The following is a 22026-nucleotide window of genomic DNA, read 5'->3' as shown; positions in this document are numbered from 1 at the left end:
CCTCTGCCGGGAGATCGGTACTGGCCTTCCTGTGTCGTATCTGAGTACGACCTGAGTACCTGCACTCATGCCGGGGCACGTGACCGGGACCACACTGCGAAGCATGATGAACATCCCGCCCCCGGCCGAGGAGTTGCGGCTCCTCGATGCCGAGCTGCGGCAACTGGACGCCCGCCGGGCCCAGTTGCTGGAGCGCCGTGCCTGGCTGCTGCGCGTGCTGCAGCCGGTGTGGACGCCGCCCCCGCCTGCCGCACGCCGGCCCGAGGCGACCGCTCCCGGTGTCCAGAACGTGCTCCTGGTGCTCGGCGGTGTCCTGCTGACCGTCGCCGCGATCGCGTTCACGGTGGTCAGCTGGGGGCACCTCGGGATCGCCGGGCGGGCACTGGTACTCGGTGCGGTGACGCTGGCCGCGCTCGGCGCTCCCGTGCCGCTGCTGCGCCGCGGGCTGCGCTCGACCGCGGAGGCGCTGGCCGGGCTGGCACTCGCGTTGACCGTGCTCGACGTCTACGCGCTGTACGAGGTGGCGTTCGCGGACACGGACGGCCTCGGGTACGCGGCCGCCGCCTCGGCGGTACTGGCGGCGGTGTGGGCGGCGTACGGGCTCGCACTCGACGGGTCTCGCGGGCAGCGGGAGGCCGGCGCGGACGTTCGGCTCCCGCTGGGGCTGCCGCTGCCCGCGGCCCTGGTCACGGCCCAGTTCCCGCTGTTCCTCTGGACGGGCGCGGCCGGCGCGGGCGACCGCACCATGACCGCCGCGCTCCTTGCGACGGCCGCGTTCGACACGGCCCTCGCGCTCCGCACGCCCCTGAAGTCCGTCCGAGTCGTCGCCGTCGTCGGCGCGTACGGCATGGGCGGCTGGGGCACCCTGGCGGCCGGATGGCTCTCCTGGACAGCCTCCGGCCCGAGCGCCGCCGCCCGTGCGGCGGCGCTCCTCCTCCTCGCCGCCGCGATCGCCCTGGTGACCGCGTGGCGGGCTCCGCAGCCGGGCACCCGCACCGGAACGGCGCTCGCCGGCGGCCTGATCACGGTCGCGGCGCTCGGCGGCCTGCTGCGCTCGGCGCTGCCCGACGACTGGACGGTTCCCGGCTACCTGGTGTGCGGGATCGCGGTGCTGGCGGCGGTGCGTCCGCGCCTCCCCGAGCCCGTACGGCGGGGTCTCGTGCTCGCCTCCGCCGTCGCGCAGGGGCTCGCCGTGGTGTGGGCGCTGCCCGTGGTCACGGCCGTCGTCCTGGGCCCGGTCGACCGGGTCACGCGGATCTGGTCCGGCGCTCCGGCGAACGCCCGCGACGCGCTGCCCGGCGACCTCCCCTGGCCCGCGCACATGGCCCTGGCTCCCCTCGTGCTCGCCGCGGTCGCCGGGGTCCTGGCGGTGGCGAGCGGGGGCACGCAGTGGCGCCCACGCGCGCTGAGCGGCGCCCTGGCCCTCACCTGGGCGGCGGCGTTCCTCCTCCCGGCGACGCTCGAAGTCCCGTACAACGCAACCCTGTTGATTCAGGGACTGATCACGGCGGCGGTGCTGGCCGCAGCTGTGTATGCGGTTCCGGCCGAGCCGTCCTCGGCTCCCCTCCCTCTCACCGGAACCCTCCTGGCGCTCGTCACGTCCCTGGGCCTGGCGTTCCTCTCGCTCGCCTCCGAGACGGCGACGCTGAGCACCCTCGCCGCGCTGACCGTGCTGTTCGCGGCGACGGCAGCGGGGAGTCGGCGTCCCGGCCCGGTGGCCGCCCCGGCCGCTCTCGCGTACGCCACCGCGCTGGCCTGCGCGGTAGGCGCCCGCTCCGACTGGCAGCCGCAGCACACCGCGCTGCTGGTCCTCGCCGTGCCCGTGGCGGCGGCCCTGCTCGCGGCGCGCCTGGGCCGCTCCCCCGTGACGGTGCCCGTCGAGGTGACGGGGGCCGGTGCCGGGCTGCTGGCGATCGGGCTGACGCTCGCCGATCCGCCGATGCTGGCGCTCGTGCTCGCGCTGTGCGGAGTGATCGCCGCGGGCACCGCCGTACGCGAGGACCGACGGCAGCTCGGCTACGCGGCCGGCGCGCTCTTCGTGCTGGCCGCCTGGGTGCGGCTGGCGGCCTGGGAAGTCGGCTCCCCGGAGGCGTACACACTGCCGGTGACCGTTCCGGCGCTGCTCGTGGGGGTGTTGAGGCGCCGCAAGGACATGGCCGTCTCGTCCTGGACGGCGTACGGCGCGGGTCTGTCGGTGACGCTGGTGCCGAGTCTCTTCGCGGCGTGGAGCGATCCGCACTGGCTGCGACCGCTGCTGCTCGGCGCGGCGGCGCTCGCGGTGACCCTGGTGGGCGCCCGCCACCGGTTGCAGGCGCCGCTGGCCGTCGGCTCCGTGGTGCTGACCCTGGACGCGCTGCACGAACTCGCCCCGTACATCGTCCAGGTGGTCGACGCGCTGCCGCGCTGGGTGCCTCCCGCACTCGCCGGTCTGGTGCTGCTCGCGCTGGGTGCCACATACGAGCAGCGGATCCGTGACGCGCGGCGAGTGCGGGAGGTGCTGGGGAGGATGCATTAGGGCATCCTCAACTGGCTTACGGCTAGGGCATCTTGTCGCCCAGCAGGGCCAGGTTCTCGATGGCGGCGAGGCCGTACAGGGCGGTGTCGTTGGAGCTGACCCAGTTGGCCTCGCTGCCCGGCACCAGGGTGACCGGGCCGCTCAGCTTCTCGGTCTTCCAGGGCGAGGACTCCATGTAGCCGTCGGAGCTGTAGAACTTCGTCCAGGCGCGCTTGGCGAGCGTCGCGTCCCCGGTCTGTACGGCGGCGTACGCGTCCAGGCGTGAGTGGCCCTGGAAGAGCAGCAGGCTGCCGAAGTTGGAGCCGTAGCGTGCCGCCTGTTCGGCCTTGGTGGCGTTGAAGTAGCGGCAGTAGTCGAGGTAGACGTCCTTGAACTTCGGCACGTCGACCAGGTCGATCAGTTCGGCGCACAGCTCGTTGAGGCCGAAGACCGCCGACAGGTGCGAGACGGAGACGACGGGTGCGGTCGCGATGGCGAACTTGCCCGTGTCGAGGTCGTACAGGCCGCTGCCCTGCACAAAGCCGTTGGGCTGCGCGGCGATGGTCTCCATCGTCGACAGCACGCGCGCCTTGGCCTTCTCCCACTTGGGGCCCTTGCGCTCCCACTCGGTCAGCCACGCCGACACGAGCCCGCTCCAGTCCGTGCCGAAGCCGATCGACAGCGCGTGCCGGTCGGGCGTGTACGGCTCGGTGCGGATCTTGCGGATCGGGTCGAGGACGAGGAACGTCTCGTCGGAGTCGACGTTGGCGTGCATGAGGTCGCCGACGCGCTCGTCGGCGGTGAGGAAGTAGTAGTAGCGGCGGTACGTGGTGTTGGCGATGCGCTGCTGCTTGGCGCTGTCGGCGAAGTGCTGCACGCCGTGCCGGGTGCCGAGGCCCGCCCACTTGCCGAGGTGGTAGACGTCGACCTCGCCGGTGTGCCGGGTCAGTGCCTCGGCGAAGCGGAAGATGTCCGAGCGGCCCGAGCGCAGATACGCCATCCAGAGCCAGATGTCCGGCGACAGTTCGGAGTTGTCCCAGGCGTAGCCGCCGACGTCGTAGCGCCACTGGTGGCGCACGGTGTCGTAGGAGTGCATGAAGTCGCCGTAGTCCCAGAAGCCGTACCAACGGCGCTGCTCCACCTGGTCCTTGTAATAGGTGAAGAGGAAGTCGAGGTGGTCCTCGATCTTCGCCTTGGGGGTGGTGGAGCGGTCCGGCTCGGAGAAGAGGCCGCCGAAGACCTTGGCCTTGATGAGGTGCTTGGGTGCGGCGGCGAGCTGCGGAAGCGTGCGGACTGCCTGGACCTGCTCGGCGAGCTTCTCGGGTGTGGGCGTCGACTCATTGGCCCAGAAGAGGAGTTCGGAGGTGCGGGCGATGCCGTAGGGCGTGCCGAACTCCGGCTCGTAGTCCTCGTAGGTGATGTTGAGGCCTTCGAGCTGTTCGGCGTAGGTGTCCTGGCCCATGCCGTCGTGGTAGAAGCGCAGGTCCATCGGCTTCGCCTCGGGCGACCAGAGCCAGAGAGTGACCTCGGCCTCGTCGGTCTGCGCGTCGCGGATGTCGAGCTGGGCGGGGTACTTCTCCCAGAAGTCCCTGAGGCCGAAGGAGAATCCGCCGCTCGGACCGCCGACGTAGCCGAAGCCGGACGCCCGCCCGCCGCCGCCCGCGCCGATCCAGCCGTAGCCCTTCTTGGTGCGCTTGCGCAGCGCGAAGCCGTCGGCGGAGAGCTGGGAGAGGGTGTAGTCGCCCCACTCGGGGATGTACTGGAGGCGGGTGGTGACCCGCTGGTCCCAGGTGGACGGGTCGGGCAGCTTCTCGCCGGCGAACTGGGCCGCCTGCACGGCCGCGCCCGGGTCGCGGCGCAGCCCGGTGATGCCCTTGACCGCCTCGCGCAGCAGACCGGTGCCCTCGCCGCCGATGCGGATGTGCCGGTCGTACGCGGCGTCGCGCATCGGGACGGTGAAGCGCACGCCGAGTCCGCGGATGAAGTCGCCGCTGGTCTTGCCGGGCTCCTGGGTGCCGTCGTACGTGATGGTGTGCACCATGCGGAAGGAGTCGGCGCCCGCGTAGAAGTAGAGGCGGATCGAGAAGGGCAGCCAACTGCGGTCGCCCTTGCGGTGCTTGCCGTCGATGCGGACGACGGCGCGGACCGGTCCGTCCTGCTCGACCGTGACCTCGCCGATGGCACTCTCGAAGCGCTCGAACTTCTCGGCGCCCTGGTCCTCGTCCTCGATCTCGGGCTGCCGGATCAGCACCAGCCGGCCGTTCTTGGCGATCTCCGTGGAACCGCGGACGACGGACTTGACCAGCGTGGAGCCGCTCTTGCCGATCTTCGCCGTGATGACGCCGGTCGATATGTCGATGGTGCCGCCGCTCTTGTCGACGGTGACCTTCTTCGCGGGCGCAGTGGGCGAACCGGCGTCGAGCGTGAGCTTCCCGGAGCCGGAACTGACCGCGTGCGCCGTCCACTTGAGGGAGCCGTCGGGCCAGTACGCGATCGGCCAGGACTGCACGGGTACGGCCTTGCCGTCCGCGTCCGTGAGCGCGAACGTCTGGTCCTGCTGGTACGCGCCCTTGGGCCAGGGCACGCCGACGGTGGAGCCGGGGGCGGCGCCGAGACCGCCGTCCTCCAGCCAGTCCAGGGTCACCGGGTCCGCGTCGGCGGCCTCGGCTCTCGGGGCGGCCTGGGCACTGGTGGTCCCCAGGGCCCAGCTGAACTGGGCGGCGGCTCCGGCGGCTGCTGCCGCCTTGAGGAGGGACCTGCGGGGAATGGGAGACATGAGAGCTCAGCCTTTCCTTTCCGTGCGGGAAGCTTTCCTGCGGAAGTCAGGGGCATGACAGAGAGAGGTACGGCGCCCGGGGGCGCCGACCTTGTGGTGCGGGGGTGGTGCGTCAGCGGCGCCGGTACCGTTCCTCGACGGCGACGGCCGCCGCCGCGACGGCCCCGAGGACGGGCACCGCCAACGGCAGGGCGAACCAGGCGGAGCAGACCACCACGGCCAGTCCGCCGATGAGCAGGAACGATCCGACGGGATCGAGGACGGTACGGCGCCCGGCGTCCGCGAGCAGCGCCCGCCACCGGGCGCCGGGCTCCCAGGACGCCGCCGCACGCAGCCCGGCGACGCCGAGACCGATCAGCGCGAGGACGCCGACGGCCCCGACCACCGGACCGCCGGGAATCCCGGAGCGCACGGCCTGGACGTCCACGACGACCACGAGCGCCGCACCCCAGCCGGCGAGCCCGGCGAGCCAGCCGCCGCGCACGGCGGCCCGGAAGTCCGCGACGAACTCCCGCAGGCCACCGCCCTCATGGGCCGTACGCCGCTTCAGGTGCCGTGCTCCGGCGGCGAACGCGGCGGGATACGTGACCAGTCCCAGCGCGGCGACCGCGATCCACACGCCCGTCAGCAGACACTCCGCGAACAGCGCGAACCGCTCGGCGAACACGGATTCCCCCGGCGCGCGGCGCGCCTTGACGGGTACCTCGGACACCTCGGAAACCTGGCTCATCGCGCTCAGCCCTTCAGTCCCGAGGTGGCCATGCCGTCGATCAGATAACGCTGGAAGGCCAGGAAGAAGGCGAGGACCGGCAGCAGGGCGACGAGCGACATGGCGATCATGCCGCCGTAGTCGGCCACGGCTTCCTGGTCGACGAACATCTTCAGGCCGAGCGAGACCGTGTACTTGTCGGGCTCGTTGAGGTAGATCAGCGGGCCCATGAAGTCGTTCCAGGCGTTGATGAAGGTGAAGATCGCGCTGGTGATCAGAGCCGGACGGCTCAGCGGGAGCACGATCGACCAGTAGATGCGGAAGTGCCCGCAGCCGTCGAGACGGGCCGCCTCGTCGAGTTCCTTCGGCAGGTTGCGCATGAACTGCATCATCAGGAAGACGAAGAACGCCTCCGTGGCGAGGTACTTGCCGAGCAGCAGCGGGGTGTACGTGTTGATCATGTCCATGTTGCGGAACAGCACGTACTGCGGGATCAGGAGCACGTGGTACGGCAACAGCAGCGTGCCGATCATCAGCGTGAACAGCAGGTTCCGGCCCACGAACTTGATCTTCGCGAAGGCGTACGCCGTCAGCGAGCAGGACACCACGATCCCGATCACCGAACCGACCGCGAGGAAGAGCGAGTTGTAGAAGAACGTGGAGATCGGGATGTCCGCGATGCCCTCGGTGAGGCGCGTGTAGTTGGAGGTGATCGGCGAGCCCGGGAACAGGTCCAGGCTGCCGACGATGTCCTCGCTCTTCTTGAAGGAGCCGCCGATGACCCAGAGCACCGGGTAGAGGATGACCGCGAGGACCGCGAGGGACCCGAGGTGCCAGGCGAGCGAACCGGGCAGCCTGCGCCGGAGGTTGCCCGCCTTGGCGGACGAGCCCTGAGCCGGCCTGACGTCTGTGACCTGCGCGCTCATCAGGCGCCCTCCTCGTAGTGCACCCAGCGCTTCTGGGACCAGAACAGCACCGCCGTCACCAGTGCGACCGCGACCAGCAGCATCCAGGCCATGGCGGAGGCCAGGCCCATCCGGCTGTTCTCGAAGCCCTGGACGTAGAGGTAGCAGGTGTAGACCATCGAGCCGTCCGCCGGACCGCAGGCGTTGCCTCCGGCGCCGCCGCCGACGATGTACGCCGAGCTGAAGATCTGGAAGGAGTGGATGGTCTCAAGGAGGACGTTGAAGAAGAGCACCGGGGAAATCATCGGCAGGGTGATGTTCCAGAACCGGCGCAGCTTGCCCGCCCCGTCGACCTCGGCGGCCTCGTACAGCTCGCGCGGCACCTGTTTGAGGCCGGCGAGGAAGATGACCATGGGGGCGCCGAACTGCCAGACCGTGAGCGCCACCAGGCTGTAGATGATCATGTCCGGGTCGCCGGTCCAGCCGCCCGCGTGCAACCCGAAGGCCTGCTGAGTACGGTCCACGATCGCGTCGTCCGAGAAGATCGCCTTCCAGACGATGGCGATGGAGACGCTCGCCCCGATCAGCGAAGGCGCGTAGAACGCGGCCCGGTAGAAGGCCTGTCCGCGCCGTTTCTGGGCCAGCAGCAGCGCCACGCCGAGCGCGGCGAGCAGCTTGAGGGGCGTCCCGACGACGACGTACCACATCGTCACCTGCACCGAGTGGCGCCAGCGCGGGTCGTGGAACATCTCCGAGAAGTTGTCGAGGCCGATCCACTTGGGGGCGTCGAACAGGTTGTAGTCGGTGAACGCGAAGTAGAGCGAGGCGATCATCGGGCCCGCGGTGAGCAGCAGGAACCCGGCGATCCAGGGGGACATGAAGAGATAGCCGGCCAGGTTCTCCCGGCGGCCCCGCCGCTTGGCGGCGGCGGGGCGCGCGGGGTCCACCGGACCGTGCCGCGGCTCGGAGCCCTTGGCCAGGGCATCCGTCGCAGGGGCGTGTGTCACGGTGGTTCCCATCAGCTGCCGAGAGCCGTCTTCGACTCGGTGAAGAACTGCTTGACGGCGTCGTCCACCGACCGCGTGCCCAGGGCGAGTTCCTCGGCGATCCGCAGGAACGCGGACTCACAGATGTCGGCGCCGTTCGGGTGCGGGGTGATCGTCTCCAGGACGCCCGCCTTGACGAGGGACTCCTCGTAGGCGGCGATGCCCTTGCCGACCTCGTCGGTGGGCTTGTATGCGTCGTACTGCGCCTGCGTGGCCGGCACACCGCGGTCGTAGCCCATGATCTTGGCGACCTCGGGGTCGTGCGTCATGAAGCTGATGAACTGGGCGACTTCCTTGGGGTGCTGGGTGCGCTTGGAGGCGCTGAGCATCAGGGAGCCGAGGTACTGGCCCGTGTGCTTGCCGTCCGTGGTGGGGATCGGGGCGAGACCGTACTCGCTCTTGCCCTCGGCGGTGTAGCGGACGGTGAAGTTGTCCCAGGTGAACTCGCCGCCGGCGATTTCGGCGGAGACGGCGGACTTGGGCCTGACCTGAGCGACCTTCTTGGCGTCGGCGTAGATGCCCGACTCCACACCCTTCTTCGCCTTGGTCCACCAGTCCTTGAGGTCCGCCTCGGTGAAACCGAGCCCCTTCTCGGTGAAGAACGCCTTGCCGTTCTGACGGAGGTACAGGTCGTAGAGGTACATCACGCCATACATTCCGCTGTCTCCGGCGCGCCCCGTCTTGTCGCGGATCTTCTTCATCGCCGCGTCGAAGTCGTCCCAGGTCCAGCCCTGCTTGGGCGTCACACCCGCCTTGGTGTACACGTGCTTGTCGATGACGAGGGCCATCGAGTTGGAGCCGACCGGAACACCGAGCAGCTTTCCGTCGACCTCGCCGAACTTCTCAAGACCTGCCCGGAATCCCTCCATTGAGAGATTTCCCGCCTTGACCTGTGCGCTGAGATCGAGCAGCACATTCTTCGCGTCGTACTTGCGCAGGAATCCGATGGCATTCTGGAATACGTCCGGCGGATTTCCGCCGGACGCCTGGGTGTTGAACTTCTTCCAGAAGTCGGTGTAAGGCTGGAAGTCCGTTTTCACCTTGATCTTCGGGTACTTCTTCTCGAAGAGCGCGATGGTCTGGTTGATCCGCTTGGCCCGGTCGTCGGCACCCCACCAGGCGTAACGGATGGTGACCGTCCCGTCCCCGGAGCCCGCACCGTCCCCACCACATGCCGTCGTCGTGGCCAGCCCCAACGCGGCCACCGACGCACCGGCCGCCTTGAGGATCGTCCGCCTCTCGACATTCCCGTTCTTCTGCATAGTCGGGCCCCTCCCGCGACGTTGCGGTCGCCGTCATGAATCGTTTCAAGTAAGCGCTTGCTGGCACAAGGTACGGAGGCCCTTCGGGCACGTCAATGATTCGGACAGGAATTGATGGGATGCGATCCGGCTCCCCAGGGCGGCCAACTGCGCCGCGACGACGGCGCGTTCGCACGACCGTGCAGGTCCGACGCGTACGACCGACCCGTCGAACACTTCACGGCAGGTCGCCGACGAAAGCGGAGAGGCCGAAAATCAACTTCGGTTCGGGGGTGGGGAGTCGGGGAGACGGGGTGGCGGGGGCTCCGGGGGAACTGAGAGTGAGGGGCGATGGGGAGTGAGGGGGGTGTGCCAGAGGGCGAGGGGCAGGGGCGCGGTTCGCCGGGGGGCGGTCGGCGGTGGTGTGGCTGCTGGTGGCGACGGCGGGGGTGCGGTCGACGTGCGGGTGACCGCTGTTCGCGACGGCGCGGCACACGGTCGACGGTCACGTGACTGTGCCGTTGACGGCAGCGCGGGACACGGTCCACGGTCACGTGACTGCCGTTCGCGACGACGCAGGTCAAGCCCGGTGGCCACACGGGACGCCCGCAGCGGCCGCGTGAGCCTCTGTCGAGCGGCACACGTGGCCGCCGCCTACTGAGAGTGGTCGCGTCCCGCGGGGTGATGTCAGAGGGCCGGAGTTCGGAACCGCGTAGATCACTGGGGCGGCGCGGCCGACTCGTGCCGGATCACGGCACTGACGCCCACGAACAGCGTGAACAGCCGGGCAGGCAAGTCATCCGGTACGTCCGCCACGGCACTCCACGGAGCCACCTGGTCCGCATGGCTATACCACGCGACGGGACACGAACCCGAGGGCCCACACCCGCACCACGGCTCATGGCCGCCTCGGCGACGGCCCGGGACAACCGGCCGGCGAGGCCCACGCAACGCGCGGCGAAGCCGCGGAAAACGACGATGGCGACCCGGTCCACGATCTCCGTGGGCATGGGTCGCCATCGACATGGTGGGCGATACTGGGTTCGAACCAGTGACCTCTTCGGTGTGAACGAAGCGCTCTCCCGCTGAGCTAATCGCCCGGGCGCAGGAAGAACATTACCCCATGTCAGAGGGTGCGTTCGACCAGCACGGAGGGTGCGCGGAGGGGGCCCTCACTGCTTGATGTTCCAGGGCATCTCGATGCCGAACTTCCAGACGTAGACACCCACAAGGGCCGCGACGATCACCAGGCCGATGGTCGTCAGGATGATGTTGCGGCGCCGCACCCGGGGGTCGAGCGCACGCTGGGTCGCCTCCGTGACCTTGCGCTTAGTCCAGCGCAGCACGAGCTGGGCCCAGACGAACTCGGTCGCCCAGATCGCCATGCCGCCGAAGATCACCAGCCAGCCCGGGCCGGGCAGCGGCAGCATGATCACGCCCGCGACGACCACCGCGAGGCCCACTATGAAAACGCCCACCTGCCAGCTCAGGTGCAGAGCGCGGCGCGCCTTGATGAATTCCGGCGCCCGCGAGCCGAGTGCGCGCTCCGTCTTCGTCCCGTCGTCAGCCACGGCGACTTCGCCGGACTCGTCACTCCCCGTATTCATACGACCAAACCCTACCCGAGAGAAACCAGTCACCGGAATGGCCCTATCCGGCGAACGCGCTCTCGGCCGGATGAGTTACCTAAAGACACGCAAAACGCTCAGAGGGGTTTACAACGGCACCGTAGGTGGCATGTCGATTTCGCCGACGTGCGAATCCCCGAGCGCACACTGAGCGAAAGGCCCTGGCGCTTATGAACACCACGGTCAGCTGCGAGCTGCACCTGCGCCTCGTTGTGTCGAGCGAGTCCTCACTGCCTGTTCCCGCAGGACTGCGGTATGACACGGCCGATCCCTACGCCGTGCACGCCACCTTCCACACCGGAGCCGAGGAAACCGTCGAGTGGGTGTTCGCCCGCGACCTCCTCGCCGAGGGCCTGCACCGGCCCACCGGTACCGGCGACGTCCGAGTCTGGCCGTCCCGGAGTCACGGCCAGGGCGTCGTATGCATCGCCCTGAGCTCCCCCGAGGGCGAAGCCCTGCTCGAGGCCCCGGCGCGGGCCCTGGAGTCCTTCCTGAAGCGAACGGACGCCGCCGTGCCACCTGGCACGGAACACCGGCACTTCGATCTCGACACCGAGCTCTCCCACATCCTCGCCGAGAGCTAGCGAGGTACCTCAGAGCCGCCCGGCGCCGTCCACTCGGGGAGACGGCTCGGGCTCAGACAACCGCATAGGGCATACATCGGCGCCGTCGCCGCGGACTTCCGCGGAGGCGGCGCCGATGCGTTCCGCCGGGACCCCGCACCCGGCCGTACGTCGAAGTGTCAGCGCCTGGCACCTGGCGCCGGAGCGGTCCCGGCGGTGAGAGGGCCGGTCCCACGCACCGGGAAGCCATTACCATCGGCCAACATCGGCGGGCGCCCGCCCGACCCCCAGGCCAGGGAGCGAAACGTGCTGATCACCCACGACACCAGGTGCGCCCTCGACGCCGTGGTGGATCTGGTGAACACGGTGGCGGAGGAAAACACGGCGGACGGGCTCGCGGATGTCGCGTCCCTCGCGGATTTCGTACGAACGCACGAGTTCAGCGATGTCGGGATGCTGTCCGAGCACGATCTCGCGGCCGTACGGAAGGTCCGCGACCTGTTCGCCGGGGTCTTCGCCGCCTCCGACGCGCGGACCGCCGCCGGGCTCATCAATGATCTGGTCGCGGCGGCCGGGACCACGCCGCGCCTCACCGACCACGACGGCTACGACTGGCATGTGCACTACTTCGCACCCGGCGCCTCCGTCGCCGATCACCTCGCGGCCGACTGCGGTATGGCGCTGGCCTTCTTCGTGGTGGCCGGGGAACAGGAGCGGCTGCGGCGCTGCGAGGCCCCCGACTGCGGGCGCGCCTTCGTCGACCTCTCCCGCAATCGCTCGCGCCGCTACTGCGACAGCCGCACCTGCGGAAACCGGCTGCATGTGGCCGCGTACCGGGCGCGACGCAAGGAAGCCGCGGGCTGACGGCGACGTACGGCCGCGGGAGGTCGACGCGACGACCGCGGGAGGTCGATGTGACGTCCATGCGATGCCGGCACTGCTTTCGGCACGGTGTCGACGAAACCCTCGGCGGGTGACGCCGGGGGGTTCGCGTACGTCTCAGAGCAGCAGCAGGTCGTGCAGCGAAGCCATGAGGAGCAGGCAGCCGATCACCGCTAGGAAGATCATCAGCGGTGGCTGGGAAAGAGCGAAGAGACAACCCCGCGGCTCCTTGGGAGGGGCGGCGGCGTCGCTCTGTGTTGTGTCCAGCATCTCGCGGGCGATGATGGCGCAGGGAGCACCCCACCCGCGATCAACACGCCCGGAATGACGGGGAGTTCGCCAATATCCGTGAAGCGCGGGTTCGGACGTGATCGCTTGCGCGCACTCGCCTGATCCTCTGTGTCGTTTCAGATCGCCCGGTGGCCGGGCCGCCCCCGCGCGGTCGTCCGCGCCGTCGGATGCGGTGGCTCTCTACGGCCTTCGTCAGATGCCGTGCTTCTTCAGGATGGCTTCGATGTCGCTGAAATCGTCCCCGGACTTGGCGGGGCGGGGCGACGCTGCGGGCCGGGCGGCCGGACGGGTGGCCGGGCCCAGGGAGGGCGCGGAGGCCGCGGGGGCGACCGCCTCGCGCTGGGCGGCCTTCGCCGCCTTGCGTTCCTTCCGTGTGCCGCCGCTGCGCCGCTCCACGGCCCGCGTGGTCATGAACAGCAGCCAGGCCCCGCCGAGCAGGACGAAGCCCGCCCAGGCGCTCGGACTGAAGGCGGTGTCGGCGATCCAGCCGACGATCCCGGTCATGACCAGGGCGACGGGCACGAGCGAGTAGGCGGCGATGCGGGCGGCCGCGAGAAAGCGCTTGCGGTACGCCGTGACCACGGCAATGCCCAGGCCTGCGGCGGAAACGGCGGAACAGACGGTCTCGGCAATCATCCGGTCCTCCAGGCAGGGCTCAGTGGGGCAGCGGTCGGTTCGTCCCTTCCATCCTGCACCGCCCCATGCCCCATGTGCCATGCCCCGGCCGGACCTCAGGGACATCTCCGGGTCGGACTCCTCCCCAGGTCCCGGTCGGCGTCGTACGGAGTCGGCAGCCGAGATCCCGATTGGGGCACCCGGGCCCGGACTGGGAGACTGGTGCCCATGAGCGACTCCTCCCCCGCCCGCCCGGCCGCCCCCGTCCTGGACGTCTGGTGCGAACTCCAGTGCCCGGACTGCCGCAGCGCCCTCGACGACCTCCGCGCCCTGCGCGCCCGCTACGGCGACCGTCTCGAACTGCGGCTGCGGCACTTCCCGCTGGAGAAGCACAAGCACGCCTTCGCCGCGGCACAGGCCGCCGAGGAGGCCGCCGAGCAGGGGAAGACCTGGCCGTACGTCGAGGCGGTGCTGGGCCGCGTCGAGGAGCTGGACCGCGGGGGCGAGTCCTTCCTGGTCGAGGTGGCCCGCGAACTCGGCCTGGACGCCGAGGAGTTCGACACGGCCCTGATCGACGGCCGGCACATCCTGATCGTCGACGCCGACCAGGCCGAGGGCAAGGCGATCGGCGTCACCGGCACGCCGACATACGTCATCGGCGGCGAGCGTCTGGACGGCGGCAAGAGCCAGGACGGGCTGCGCGCGCGCATCGAGGAGATCGCCGACCGGCTGCTGGCCGAGCGGGAAGCCTGACCGCGTCCGCAGTCGTGGCCCTCGCTGTCGAGGGCCCTACAGCAGCGGCTTGTACAGGTGGTACGTGGTGGTCTCGTAGCCGAGCGACTCGTAGAGCCGCTCGGCCGGGGCATTGCCCGCGAAGACGTTGAGGCCCATGCGGTTCCTGCCCGCGGCCACCGCCTGGGCCTCCGCCAGCAGCATCAGCGTCCGGCCGTGTCCCCGGCCGCGGAACGCCTCGTCGGCCTCGACGTCGAAGACGAAGGCCCGATCGTCCTGGAGCGCCACCCAGAGGGTGCCCACCGCGGTCCCTTCGTGCTCCAGGACGCTGAACAGCATGTTCTCCGTGGCCATGCCCTGCGGCAGCAGCTCGTCGTGGTCGTGCTGCGACTTGGCGTGCGCCTCGTCGGCGGGTACGCCCCGCGCGATCCACTCCTTCGCGTAACTCTCCCGTCCGCGCGCCTCCCAGGGCGCGAACTCGGCCTTCGTCATGGGACGGCCGACGCTGCCGGCGGGCAACTCGGGGGCGACGGCGCCGAGCGCCTTCTCCATCCAGCGGCTGCGGGGGATGTAACCGAGTGCGGTGGACAGGGCCCGCGCGGCAGCCGCTTCGCCCGGGACCGACATCTCGATCCGTTCGCAGCCCCAGCCGCGCGCGATCTCCTCGGCGGCGAGCGCGGCGACCGTGCCGCGGCCGCGCCCCCGGTCCGGCTCCTCGATGCGGAGGTCCTCAATCGCCGCTACGGGCGGTCCGAAGACCGGGCGCGTGGCGAGGTGTATCGCGCCCACGGGACGGCTGTTCACGCACACCTGGTAATGGCGCGAACGCGTTCCGTCGGCGGCGTGCTGAAGCGGCTCGGTCGGCCGCAGGGTGGTGGTCATCAGGGGTGTTGTACCCGCCCTGCGGCCTGCCGTCATCCGGTTATCCCACAGAAGCGGGACCGGGATCGGGAGCAGTACCGAACCCGGCCCTTGTCCCTGCCGTCCCCTACGGGTCGAGATCGTCCCCGCTGCGCTCGTCGAAGATCCGCATGGCCTTGGCGGTCACGGAGCCGGGCGCGCCCGGGAGTTCGCGTCCGTCGACCCGGTGCACGCCCTGCACATCGCGCAGCGTGGACGTCAGGAAGATCTCGTCCGCGTGCTCGAGCACGTCCAGCGGCAGGTCGGTCTCCTTGGCGCCCGTCCACTCGACGGCGAGCGCCCGGGTGATGCCGGCGAGACAGCCGGAGGCGACCGGCGGAGTGTGGATCTCCCCGTCGAGCACGACGAAGACGTTGGAGCCGGTGCCCTCGCACAGCTGCCCGACCGTGTTCGCGAACAGCGCCTCGGTGGCGCCCTGTTCACGGGCGCGGGCGAGGGCGACGACGTTCTCCGCGTACGAGGTGGTCTTGAGGCCGGTGAGGGCGCCGCGTTCGTTGCGGGTCCACGGCACGGTGACCACGGCGGTGGAGTCGGGGCGCCGCGCGGACTCGCCGAGGGCCACCACGAGCGTCGGGCCGTGCTCACCGCGGTCGGAGCCGAGCGGGCCGTGGCCGCCGGTGTAGGTGATGCGCAGGCGGCCCAGCGGCATCGGGTTGGCCTCGATGACGGCGGCGCAGGCGCGGCGGACCTCGTCGAGATCGGGGTCGGGCAGTCCCAGCCCGCGCGCCGAGCGGGTCAGCCGGTCGAGGTGCCGGGTCAGCGCGAACGGCCGCCCGTCGACCGCCTTCACGGTCTCGAAGATGCCGTCGCCCACGGTCAGCCCGTGGTCGAAGACGGAGACGCGGGCGGACTCCATGTCCTGCAACCCGCCGTCGAGCCAGATCTTCACGCTAGTTCCCTCCGCTTGCCTCGTACGCCCCCGACGCTACCGCGAGCAGTCGCGCCGCCTTCAGCTCGGTCTCCCGCCACTCCCCCTCGGGGTCGGAGCCCCAGGTGATGCCCGCGCCCGTACCGAAGCGCAGGACGTCTTCGGCGCGGTCGATCCAGAAGGTACGGATGCCGACGGCCAGCTCGCCGGTTCCGCGGTCGGCGTCGACCCAGCCGATGCCGCCGCAGTACGGGCCGCGCGGCGCCGTCTCCAGGGCGTCGATGATCCGCAGCGCGCTGGACTTGGGCGCTCCGGTGACCGACCCGGGCGGGAAGGCGGCGGCGAGGAGCTCCGGCCACCCTGCGTCCTCGCGCAGTTCGCCGTGGACGGTGGAGACGAGGTGGACGAGGCCCGGGTGCTTCTCGACCACGCACAGGTCGGGAACGGTCACGCTGCCGGTGGCGCACACCTGGCCCATGTCGTTGCGGACGAGGTCCACGATCATCACGTTCTCGGCGTAGTCCTTCTGCAGCAGGTCCGCCTCGGTGCGCCCGGTGCCCTTGATCGGGCCCGACTCGACGATCCGGCCGTCGCGGCGCAGGAACAGCTCGGGCGACGCGGTGGCTATCTCCACGCCGTGGCCGGGCAGCCGAATCGTTCCGGCGTACGGCGCCGGGTTGCCGCGCGCGAGAAGAGCGGTCAGGTCGTCCACGTCGGCGTCGGGCGCGACGGGCGCGGAGAGCACCCGGCAGAGGTTCGCCTGGTAGACCTCGCCGGCCGCGATGTGCTCGCGGATACGGCGTACGCCCGCGGTGTACGCGTCGTGGTCGAGGGACGACTTCCAGTCACCGGCGGCAGGGCCCCGCCACTTCCCCGGCACGGGCGCGGGCACCGGCTCCTTGCGTACGTCCCGGAAGCGCGCGCACGTCAGACGGCCTTCGAAGTCGGCGGACACGGCCCAGAAGCCGGCGGAGTCCAGGGCCGCGGGATCGTCGGTGACATCGAGGAGACCGGTGGCGACGAGGCCGCCGAAGCGGGCGAGAGGAGCGAGGTCGAGCACGCAGTCGAGTCTAGGGCGGGTGACCTGCGGGTGCCCTGACCATGTCGTTCAGCGGGCGCACCGCAGCACGCTGCACAAACGCGTTTTTGTGCTGGCCCCGGAATCCGCTAGAGTTCAACACGTCGCCGGGACGCGCAAGCGATCCGGAAACGACAAGCGGACGTAGCTCAGTTGGTAGAGCGCAACCTTGCCAAGGTTGAGGTCGCCAGTTCGAACCTGGTCGTCCGCTCGCAGGAAGTGGGGGATCTTCCCGAACCCCTACGCTCCTGGTGGAGTGGCCGAGAGGCGAGGCAACGGCCTGCAAAGCCGTCTACACGGGTTCAAATCCCGTCTCCACCTCCAAGGACGATTAGCTCAGCGGGAGAGCGCTTCCCTGACACGGAAGAGGTCACTGGTTCAATCCCAGTATCGTCCACTGGATCTTCGGATCCTGGTCCTCGGACCGAACCCCGCGCGATTAGCTCAGCGGGAGAGCGCTTCCCTGACACGGAAGAGGTCACTGGTTCAATCCCAGTATCGCGCACGCAAGTCCAGCAGCAAGCGTGGCTCCGGCCGCGTGACCTGCGCGATTAGCTCAGCGGGAGAGCGCTTCCCTGACACGGAAGAGGTCACTGGTTCAATCCCAGTATCGCGCACCAGCCAAAGCCCCCGGCCGTCTCGTACGGTCGGGGGCTTTGTCGTGAGCCAGCCCGGAAACGGGAGAGGGCTCCCCCGTTTCCGGAGGAGCCCTTCGCTCTGGACAGGCTCAGGACGAGAAGAGCATGTGGCCGAAGCTCTTGTGGCGGTGGTGACCGCCGTGGCCGCCGTAGTGGCCGCCGCCGTGTCCACCGTGCTGCGGGGCACCCCAGGCGGGCGCGGGGGCGGACGGGTAGGCCTGCGGGGCGCCCTGCGGGGGCGGCGCGGGCTGCGACCACTGGGACTCCACCCGGGTCAGCGCTTCCAGCTCGCCGTAGTCGAGAAATATCCCGCGGCAGCCGCTGCACTGCTCGATCTGGACACCATTGCGGTTGTACGTGTGCATCGGCGCATGGCACTTCGGACACTGCATGCTCGGCTCAACTCCTCGCCGGTCGGTACTGCTTCCGCCAGGACAGACTCCGCCCGGCTTCGGTCGGTTGCACCCTACGTCGCAAAACCCCCGGTCAACTCCGCCGGTACGGCCGTCATTCGGTCGCAGGCGTCGACCACGGCCTCCTCCACCTCGTCCAACGGGCGGTCGGCCGCGACGGACTTGGCGATCGCCAGGGCCGCGGTCTGCACGGTGAGGGCGCGGGCGGCGGCGTCGAGGGCGGGCCAGGGGTCGCCGTCGGCGGGGACGGCGGGGCCGCCCTGTTGCCGGTAGGCGGCCACGAAGCGGGTCCAGTCGTCGGGCGGGAGCAGACCGCAGGCGTACCAGGCCGCGGGGCGGGCCAGGTCCCAGGCGGGGGCGCCCACGCCCAGGTCGTCCACGTCGATGAGCAGCCAGGGGCCGGCCGGCTCCGGGGAGCGTACGAGTTGGCCGAGGTGGAGGTCGCCGTGGCACAGGGCCGCGGGCGCGTCGGGCATCGGGGCCTCGGCGCGGGCCCAGGCGGGCAGGCCGGCCCAGGCGCGCAGGACGGGGGCGGCGGCGGGGTGCGGGCCCGCCGCGCCGAGCCGGGCGATGGCCCGGGCCGCCTTGACGGGGCCCCGCATCGGCGGCAGTCCCGACATCGGCACGGGTGCCCGGTGCAGACGGGCCAGCAGACCGCCCGCGGCCTCCCAGGGCGCCGCCTCGGGGTGCTCCGGGTCGACGGGGACGCCGTACGGCCAGAAGGTCACCAGCCGCCCGTGCAGCTCGACGGGCTCGGGCCGGAGCGGTGGCAGGAGGATCCCGGACAGGGCCGGGTGCGCGGCGACGGACAGCCGCAGCGAGAGTTCCCGCGCGTCCGTGCCGGGACCATGGGCCTTGGCGACGGTGTCGGCATGCCGTACGACGGTGCCGTCCTGCCGGTCGGCGAGCACGGCGTCGGCATGGGTGCAGGCGGCGGCCACCGGATGAACCTCGCCACGCGCCTTCGCGGCCAACGCGGGCAGCAACACCTCTGCGGTCACGGGTCCCCCTCGTTCTGTCCGACCCCGTGAGGGTACGCAGCCGGAGCCGCACCCGGGCAAAGCAATGCCCGCGCAGCTCCCCAGCTGCGCGGGCATTTTTTGCCGTCCGCCGCACCCCCGTCCCCACGGGGTTTCATGGCCGGATGTCCCCGCCCGGACCGCTCTTCCGGGCCCGGGGCGCCGCTCAGCGCCCCAGCATCACGCCCACGGACGACGCTTGTGTGACCACTGCTTCCCAGCCGCCGAAGACGACCACGAGCAGGGCCGCCAGGGGAAGGACCATCGCTGTCGCCACCAGTGGGTGGCGGCGGCCCTGGCTCGTGCGGCGGGTGCCGAACGCGGCGGTGTACGCCTTGCGTCCCTGCATGCGGATCGCTGTCCGCGGTGCCGTGTGAGCCATGGTCCCTCTCCTGGCCTAGCTTCTGTTGTGGTTGGCAGCGGCGGGTGTCTGACCTCGGGGGACGAGTGCTGCACCCGCCGCTTGACCTCAAATGTAGGGGCGCGGCGACCGCGGGTCGTCATGCCCTCGTACCGCTTGCCTGGCCTCCCGGAGGATGAGCGATGACCTGCGATGTACACCCCTGGGTGGAGACGGAGACCTAGGTCTCAGGGTCTTCCCGGAGGGGGCGCCCGGCGTGCCCCGACTGTTCCGAGCTGTCCTCCCTGGGGACCGGCTGCTCCACCAGCGCCAGCACCCTGGTCGCCATGAAGCGGGCGGTGCGCACCACTGATCCACTTCTGGTGACTTCGCTCACTTCCACGACCCCTCGGCGGACCGCCGTCTCCACTCGGCGACCCGCCCTGCTCGCCACCACCTCGTAGGTACGTGTCGTGTCGCCGGCGTCCACGACTATCTCCACACGGTCACCCTTCACGGGTTCAATCCCCCTTCTGCGAGAGGTGGTTGGGAGCACAGGCAGCTCAAAACCGGCCTGTTCACAGGCTCCCTGACCACCTTTCAAGTTTCCCACCCGGCACTGACAATCGATCGGAACGAGAGGGCGCGGCCTCTGCGCGCTCCCGGCCGCGGAAACGTAAGCTGTGGCTCGTCAAACGGACCGGGCAGCGGGGATGGACATGGCGATGATGCGCCTGAGGCGCGAGGACCCGCGTGTCGTCGGCTCGTTCAGGCTTCACAGGCGGCTCGGCGCGGGTGGGATGGGCGTGGTCTACCTGGGCTCCGACCGCCGTGGCCAGCGGGTCGCGCTGAAGGTGATCAGGCCGGATCTGGCGGAGGATCAGGAGTTCCGGTCGCGGTTCGCGCGCGAGGTCTCGGCGGCCCGGCGGATCAGGGGCGGGTGCACGGCGCGGCTGGTTGCCGCGGATCTCGACGCGGAGCGGCCCTGGTTCGCCACGCAGTACGTGCCCGGGCCCTCCCTGCACGACAAGGTCGCCGAGGGGGGACCTCTGTCGGCCGCCGATGTCGCCGCCGTGGGGGCCGCTCTCTCCGAGGGGCTCGTCGCCGTGCACGAGGCCGGTGTCGTACACCGTGATCTGAAGCCGTCCAACATCCTGCTGTCCCCGAAGGGGCCGCGGATCATCGACTTCGGCATCGCCTGGGCGACCGGCGCCTCGACGCTCACGCACGTGGGCACGGCCGTCGGGTCGCCGGGGTTCCTCGCGCCGGAGCAGGTGCGCGGTGCGGCCGTCACCCCGGCCACGGACGTGTTCTCGCTGGGCGCCACGCTCGCGTACGCGGCGACCTCCGACTCGCCCTTCGGGCACGGCAGTTCCGAAGTGATGCTGTACCGGGTGGTGCACGAGGAGCCGCATCTGCAGGGTGTGCCGGACGCGCTCGCCCCGCTCGTCCGCGCCTGTCTGGCGAAGGACCCCGAGGAGCGGCCCAGCACGCTCCAACTGTCGCTGCGGCTCAAGGAGATCGCGTCCCGCGAGGCGCAGGGGATCACGGAGGGCCGGCCGCCGGCACAGCGCAACGATCCGGACCGGCCCTCGGGACGGCTGGCCGAGCAGTACGCGGAGCAGCGCACCCAGCGGCGCCCGCAGGGCACGCCCCCGCCGCGGACGAGCGGTGGCGGCACGGGAACCGGTTCGCGGACCGGTGGACGTCCGGCGCCCGCGCAGCGGAACACGACACGGTCGGGCAACCGGCCCGCGCCGCGCAGCGGCACGGGGCGTTCCGGGCCCCGGCCCACCGGGACCGGGCGCCGGCCCGCCAACCCGCGGCTGCTGCGCCAGCGGCTGTTCGTGTTCGTGGTCGTGACGCTGCTGGTGGCGCTCGGTATCGCGGCGGCCCAGGGGTGCCAGGGCCCGGCGCGCGGGCTGGGCGGCGGCGACGTACGGGGGGACGTACGACAGTCGCAGCCGGACACCCGGCAGGGACAGGGACAGCAGGAGGGTTAGGCCTGCGGGCGGCCCGTCGCGACCGCGTAGAACGCGACCGCGGCGGCCGCGCCCACGTTGAGGGAGTCGACTCCGTGGGCCATCGGGATGCGGACCCATTCGTCGGCCGCCATCAGGGCCCGGGTGGAGAGGCCGTCGCCTTCGGCGCCGAGCATGAGGGCCACCCGGTCCATGCGGTGCGGGGCCGCCTCGTCGAGGGACTTCGCCTTCTCGTCAGGGGTGAGGGCAAGGAGGGTGAAGCCGGCGTCGCGGACCGTTTCGAGGCTCCTGGGCCAGGAGTCCAGGCGGGCGTACGGGACCGAGAAGACGGCGCCCATGGAGACCTTCACGGAGCGGCGGTACAGGGGGTCCGCGCAGTCGGGCGAGAGCAGGACCGCGTCCATGCCGAGGGCCGCCGCCGAGCGGAAGATCGCGCCGATGTTGGTGTGGTCGTTGACCGACTCCATGACGACGACGCGGCGGGTGGTTCCCAGGAGTTCGTCCGCCGTGGGCAGTGGCTTGCGCTGCATGGAGGCGAGGGCGCCGCGGTGCACGTGGTAGCCGGTGACGCGCTCGGCGAGCTCCGGGCTGACGGCGTACACCGGGGCCGGGAGCTCGTCGATGACGTCGCGCATGACGTCGACCCACTTCGCGGACAGCAGCATCGAACGCATCTCGTACCCGGCGTCCTTCGCCCGTCTGATGACCTTCTCGCCCTCGGCGATGAACAGGCCCTCGGCGGGTTCGCGCTTGCGGCGCAGCTCCACGTCGGTCAGGCCCGTGTAGTCGCTCAGGCGCGGGTCGTCGGGGTCCTCAACGGTGATGAGATCGGCCACAGGGTGATACTGCCTTGTCCTGGGTGTGGTGCCAACGGCTGGGAACGGG

General features: G+C 70.7%; 21 protein-coding genes and 6 tRNA genes. 10 read left to right on the top strand and 17 right to left on the bottom strand.

The genetic code is table 11. The features are described 5' to 3' along the window. The first annotated feature begins 103 nt into the window (after nt 1-103). Complete coding sequence (locus tag AB5J56_RS36760; protein WP_369239379.1) at nt 104-2515, top strand: SCO7613 C-terminal domain-containing membrane protein; 2412 nt, start codon at nt 104-106, stop codon at nt 2513-2515. A 22-nt stretch (nt 2516-2537) separates the two neighbouring features. On the opposite strand, the gene AB5J56_RS36755 is transcribed toward AB5J56_RS36760, so the two are convergent. From AB5J56_RS36755 to AB5J56_RS36725, 7 genes are all read right to left on the bottom strand, one after another. After that, a complete protein-coding gene (locus AB5J56_RS36755; RefSeq protein WP_369239377.1) occupies nt 2538-5270 on the bottom strand; it encodes a Tat pathway signal sequence domain protein in 2733 nt (910 codons plus the stop codon). Between the two features lie 112 nt (nt 5271-5382). Continuing rightward, entirely contained in the window at nt 5383-6000 is a 618-nt protein-coding gene (locus AB5J56_RS36750; protein WP_369239375.1) for a hypothetical protein, read from the bottom strand. 5 nt (nt 6001-6005) lie between these two features. After that, entirely contained in the window at nt 6006-6905 is a 900-nt protein-coding gene (locus AB5J56_RS36745) for a carbohydrate ABC transporter permease (RefSeq protein WP_369239373.1), read from the bottom strand. Beyond that, nucleotides 6905-7903, bottom strand: a complete 999-nt coding sequence (locus AB5J56_RS36740) for a carbohydrate ABC transporter permease (RefSeq protein WP_369239371.1) — start codon at nt 7901-7903, stop codon at nt 6905-6907. The genes AB5J56_RS36745 and AB5J56_RS36740 overlap by 1 nt, the downstream gene beginning before the upstream one ends. After that, nucleotides 7903-9192 carry an ABC transporter substrate-binding protein gene (locus tag AB5J56_RS36735; protein ID WP_369239369.1) on the bottom strand — a complete coding sequence of 430 codons (1290 nt, stop codon included), beginning with the start codon at nt 9190-9192 and terminating at the stop codon, nt 7903-7905. The genes AB5J56_RS36740 and AB5J56_RS36735 overlap by 1 nt, the downstream gene beginning before the upstream one ends. 1004 nt (nt 9193-10196) lie before the next feature. Then, nucleotides 10197-10271 (bottom strand) — tRNA-Val (locus tag AB5J56_RS36730). Between the two features lie 72 nt (nt 10272-10343). Next, the gene (locus tag AB5J56_RS36725) at nt 10344-10778 is read right to left on the bottom strand and encodes a TIGR02611 family protein (RefSeq protein WP_369239367.1); all 435 of its coding nucleotides are present in this window, start codon (nt 10776-10778) and stop codon (nt 10344-10346) included. Between the two features lie 191 nt (nt 10779-10969). Here AB5J56_RS36725 and AB5J56_RS36720 point away from each other — a divergent pair, with 191 nt between their 5' ends. Both AB5J56_RS36720 and AB5J56_RS36715 read left to right on the top strand, forming a co-directional pair. Beyond that, nucleotides 10970-11383 (top strand): SsgA family sporulation/cell division regulator, encoded by a 414-nt coding sequence (locus tag AB5J56_RS36720; protein WP_003959770.1) that lies wholly within the window; start codon nt 10970-10972, stop codon nt 11381-11383. A gap of 285 nt (nt 11384-11668) precedes the next feature. After that, on the top strand, nt 11669-12226 hold the full coding sequence (locus AB5J56_RS36715) for a CGNR zinc finger domain-containing protein (protein WP_369239365.1): 558 nt from the start codon (nt 11669-11671) through the stop codon (nt 12224-12226). Nucleotides 12227-12361: 135 nt separating this feature from the next. Here AB5J56_RS36715 and AB5J56_RS36710 read toward each other — a convergent pair whose 3' ends face one another. Together AB5J56_RS36710 and AB5J56_RS36705 are read right to left on the bottom strand one after the other, a co-directional pair. Next, on the bottom strand, nt 12362-12514 hold the full coding sequence (locus AB5J56_RS36710) for a hypothetical protein (RefSeq protein WP_369239363.1): 153 nt from the start codon (nt 12512-12514) through the stop codon (nt 12362-12364). Between the two features lie 213 nt (nt 12515-12727). Further along, the gene (locus AB5J56_RS36705) at nt 12728-13171 is read right to left on the bottom strand and encodes a hypothetical protein (protein ID WP_369239361.1); all 444 of its coding nucleotides are present in this window, start codon (nt 13169-13171) and stop codon (nt 12728-12730) included. Nucleotides 13172-13378: 207 nt separating this feature from the next. Between AB5J56_RS36705 and AB5J56_RS36700 the strand changes: the two genes are divergently transcribed. Next, complete coding sequence (locus AB5J56_RS36700) at nt 13379-13903, top strand: DsbA family protein (protein ID WP_369239359.1); 525 nt, start codon at nt 13379-13381, stop codon at nt 13901-13903. A 36-nt stretch (nt 13904-13939) separates the two neighbouring features. On the opposite strand, the gene AB5J56_RS36695 is transcribed toward AB5J56_RS36700, so the two are convergent. The 3 genes from AB5J56_RS36695 to AB5J56_RS36685 all read right to left on the bottom strand — a co-directional run bounded on the left by AB5J56_RS36695 (nt 13940) and on the right by AB5J56_RS36685 (nt 16731). After that, nucleotides 13940-14764 carry a GNAT family N-acetyltransferase gene (locus AB5J56_RS36695; protein ID WP_369239357.1) on the bottom strand — a complete coding sequence of 275 codons (825 nt, stop codon included), beginning with the start codon at nt 14762-14764 and terminating at the stop codon, nt 13940-13942. A gap of 106 nt (nt 14765-14870) precedes the next feature. Beyond that, entirely contained in the window at nt 14871-15692 is an 822-nt protein-coding gene (locus AB5J56_RS36690; protein ID WP_369239355.1) for an aminotransferase class IV, read from the bottom strand. 1 nt (nt 15693) lies between these two features. Further along, entirely contained in the window at nt 15694-16731 is a 1038-nt protein-coding gene (locus AB5J56_RS36685; protein ID WP_369239353.1) for a chorismate-binding protein, read from the bottom strand. A 156-nt stretch (nt 16732-16887) separates the two neighbouring features. Between AB5J56_RS36685 and AB5J56_RS36680 the strand changes: the two genes are divergently transcribed. The 5 genes from AB5J56_RS36680 (at nt 16888) to AB5J56_RS36660 (ending at nt 17369) form a co-directional block, all read left to right on the top strand. Continuing rightward, nucleotides 16888-16960: transfer RNA gene (locus tag AB5J56_RS36680), tRNA-Gly, on the top strand. 39 nt (nt 16961-16999) lie between these two features. Then, nucleotides 17000-17073: transfer RNA gene (locus AB5J56_RS36675), tRNA-Cys, on the top strand. A 1-nt stretch (nt 17074) separates the two neighbouring features. Beyond that, a tRNA-Val gene (locus tag AB5J56_RS36670) sits at nt 17075-17146 on the top strand. Nucleotides 17147-17182: 36 nt separating this feature from the next. Next, nucleotides 17183-17254, top strand: a tRNA-Val gene (locus tag AB5J56_RS36665). 40 nt (nt 17255-17294) lie between these two features. After that, nucleotides 17295-17369, top strand: a tRNA-Val gene (locus AB5J56_RS36660). A gap of 107 nt (nt 17370-17476) precedes the next feature. Here the strand turns inward: AB5J56_RS36660 and AB5J56_RS36655 are convergent. The 4 genes from AB5J56_RS36655 to AB5J56_RS36640 all read right to left on the bottom strand — a co-directional run bounded on the left by AB5J56_RS36655 (nt 17477) and on the right by AB5J56_RS36640 (nt 19676). Continuing rightward, nucleotides 17477-17779 carry a zf-TFIIB domain-containing protein gene (locus tag AB5J56_RS36655; protein ID WP_081223395.1) on the bottom strand — a complete coding sequence of 101 codons (303 nt, stop codon included), beginning with the start codon at nt 17777-17779 and terminating at the stop codon, nt 17477-17479. A 74-nt stretch (nt 17780-17853) separates the two neighbouring features. After that, nucleotides 17854-18801, bottom strand: a complete 948-nt coding sequence (locus AB5J56_RS36650; protein ID WP_369239351.1) for a phosphotransferase family protein — start codon at nt 18799-18801, stop codon at nt 17854-17856. Nucleotides 18802-18985: 184 nt separating this feature from the next. Next, nucleotides 18986-19201, bottom strand: a complete 216-nt coding sequence (locus tag AB5J56_RS36645) for a hypothetical protein (RefSeq protein ID WP_369239349.1) — start codon at nt 19199-19201, stop codon at nt 18986-18988. A gap of 199 nt (nt 19202-19400) precedes the next feature. After that, nucleotides 19401-19676 carry a hypothetical protein gene (locus AB5J56_RS36640; protein ID WP_369239347.1) on the bottom strand — a complete coding sequence of 92 codons (276 nt, stop codon included), beginning with the start codon at nt 19674-19676 and terminating at the stop codon, nt 19401-19403. Nucleotides 19677-19872: 196 nt separating this feature from the next. On the opposite strand from AB5J56_RS36640, the gene AB5J56_RS36635 reads away from it, so the two are divergent. After that, the gene (locus AB5J56_RS36635) at nt 19873-21162 is read left to right on the top strand and encodes a serine/threonine-protein kinase (protein WP_369243012.1); all 1290 of its coding nucleotides are present in this window, start codon (nt 19873-19875) and stop codon (nt 21160-21162) included. Here the strand turns inward: AB5J56_RS36635 and AB5J56_RS36630 are convergent. Then, on the bottom strand, nt 21159-21977 hold the full coding sequence (locus AB5J56_RS36630) for a TrmH family RNA methyltransferase (protein ID WP_369239345.1): 819 nt from the start codon (nt 21975-21977) through the stop codon (nt 21159-21161). The genes AB5J56_RS36635 and AB5J56_RS36630 overlap by 4 nt on opposite strands. Nucleotides 21978-22026 lie beyond the last annotated feature (49 nt).

The sequence above is a fragment of the Streptomyces sp. R21 genome, from assembly GCF_041051975.1.
Lineage (GTDB): Bacteria > Actinomycetota > Actinomycetes > Streptomycetales > Streptomycetaceae > Streptomyces.
The sequence above is the reverse complement of the archived record's forward strand: the minus strand, read 5'-3'. Positions and strand labels throughout refer to the sequence as shown.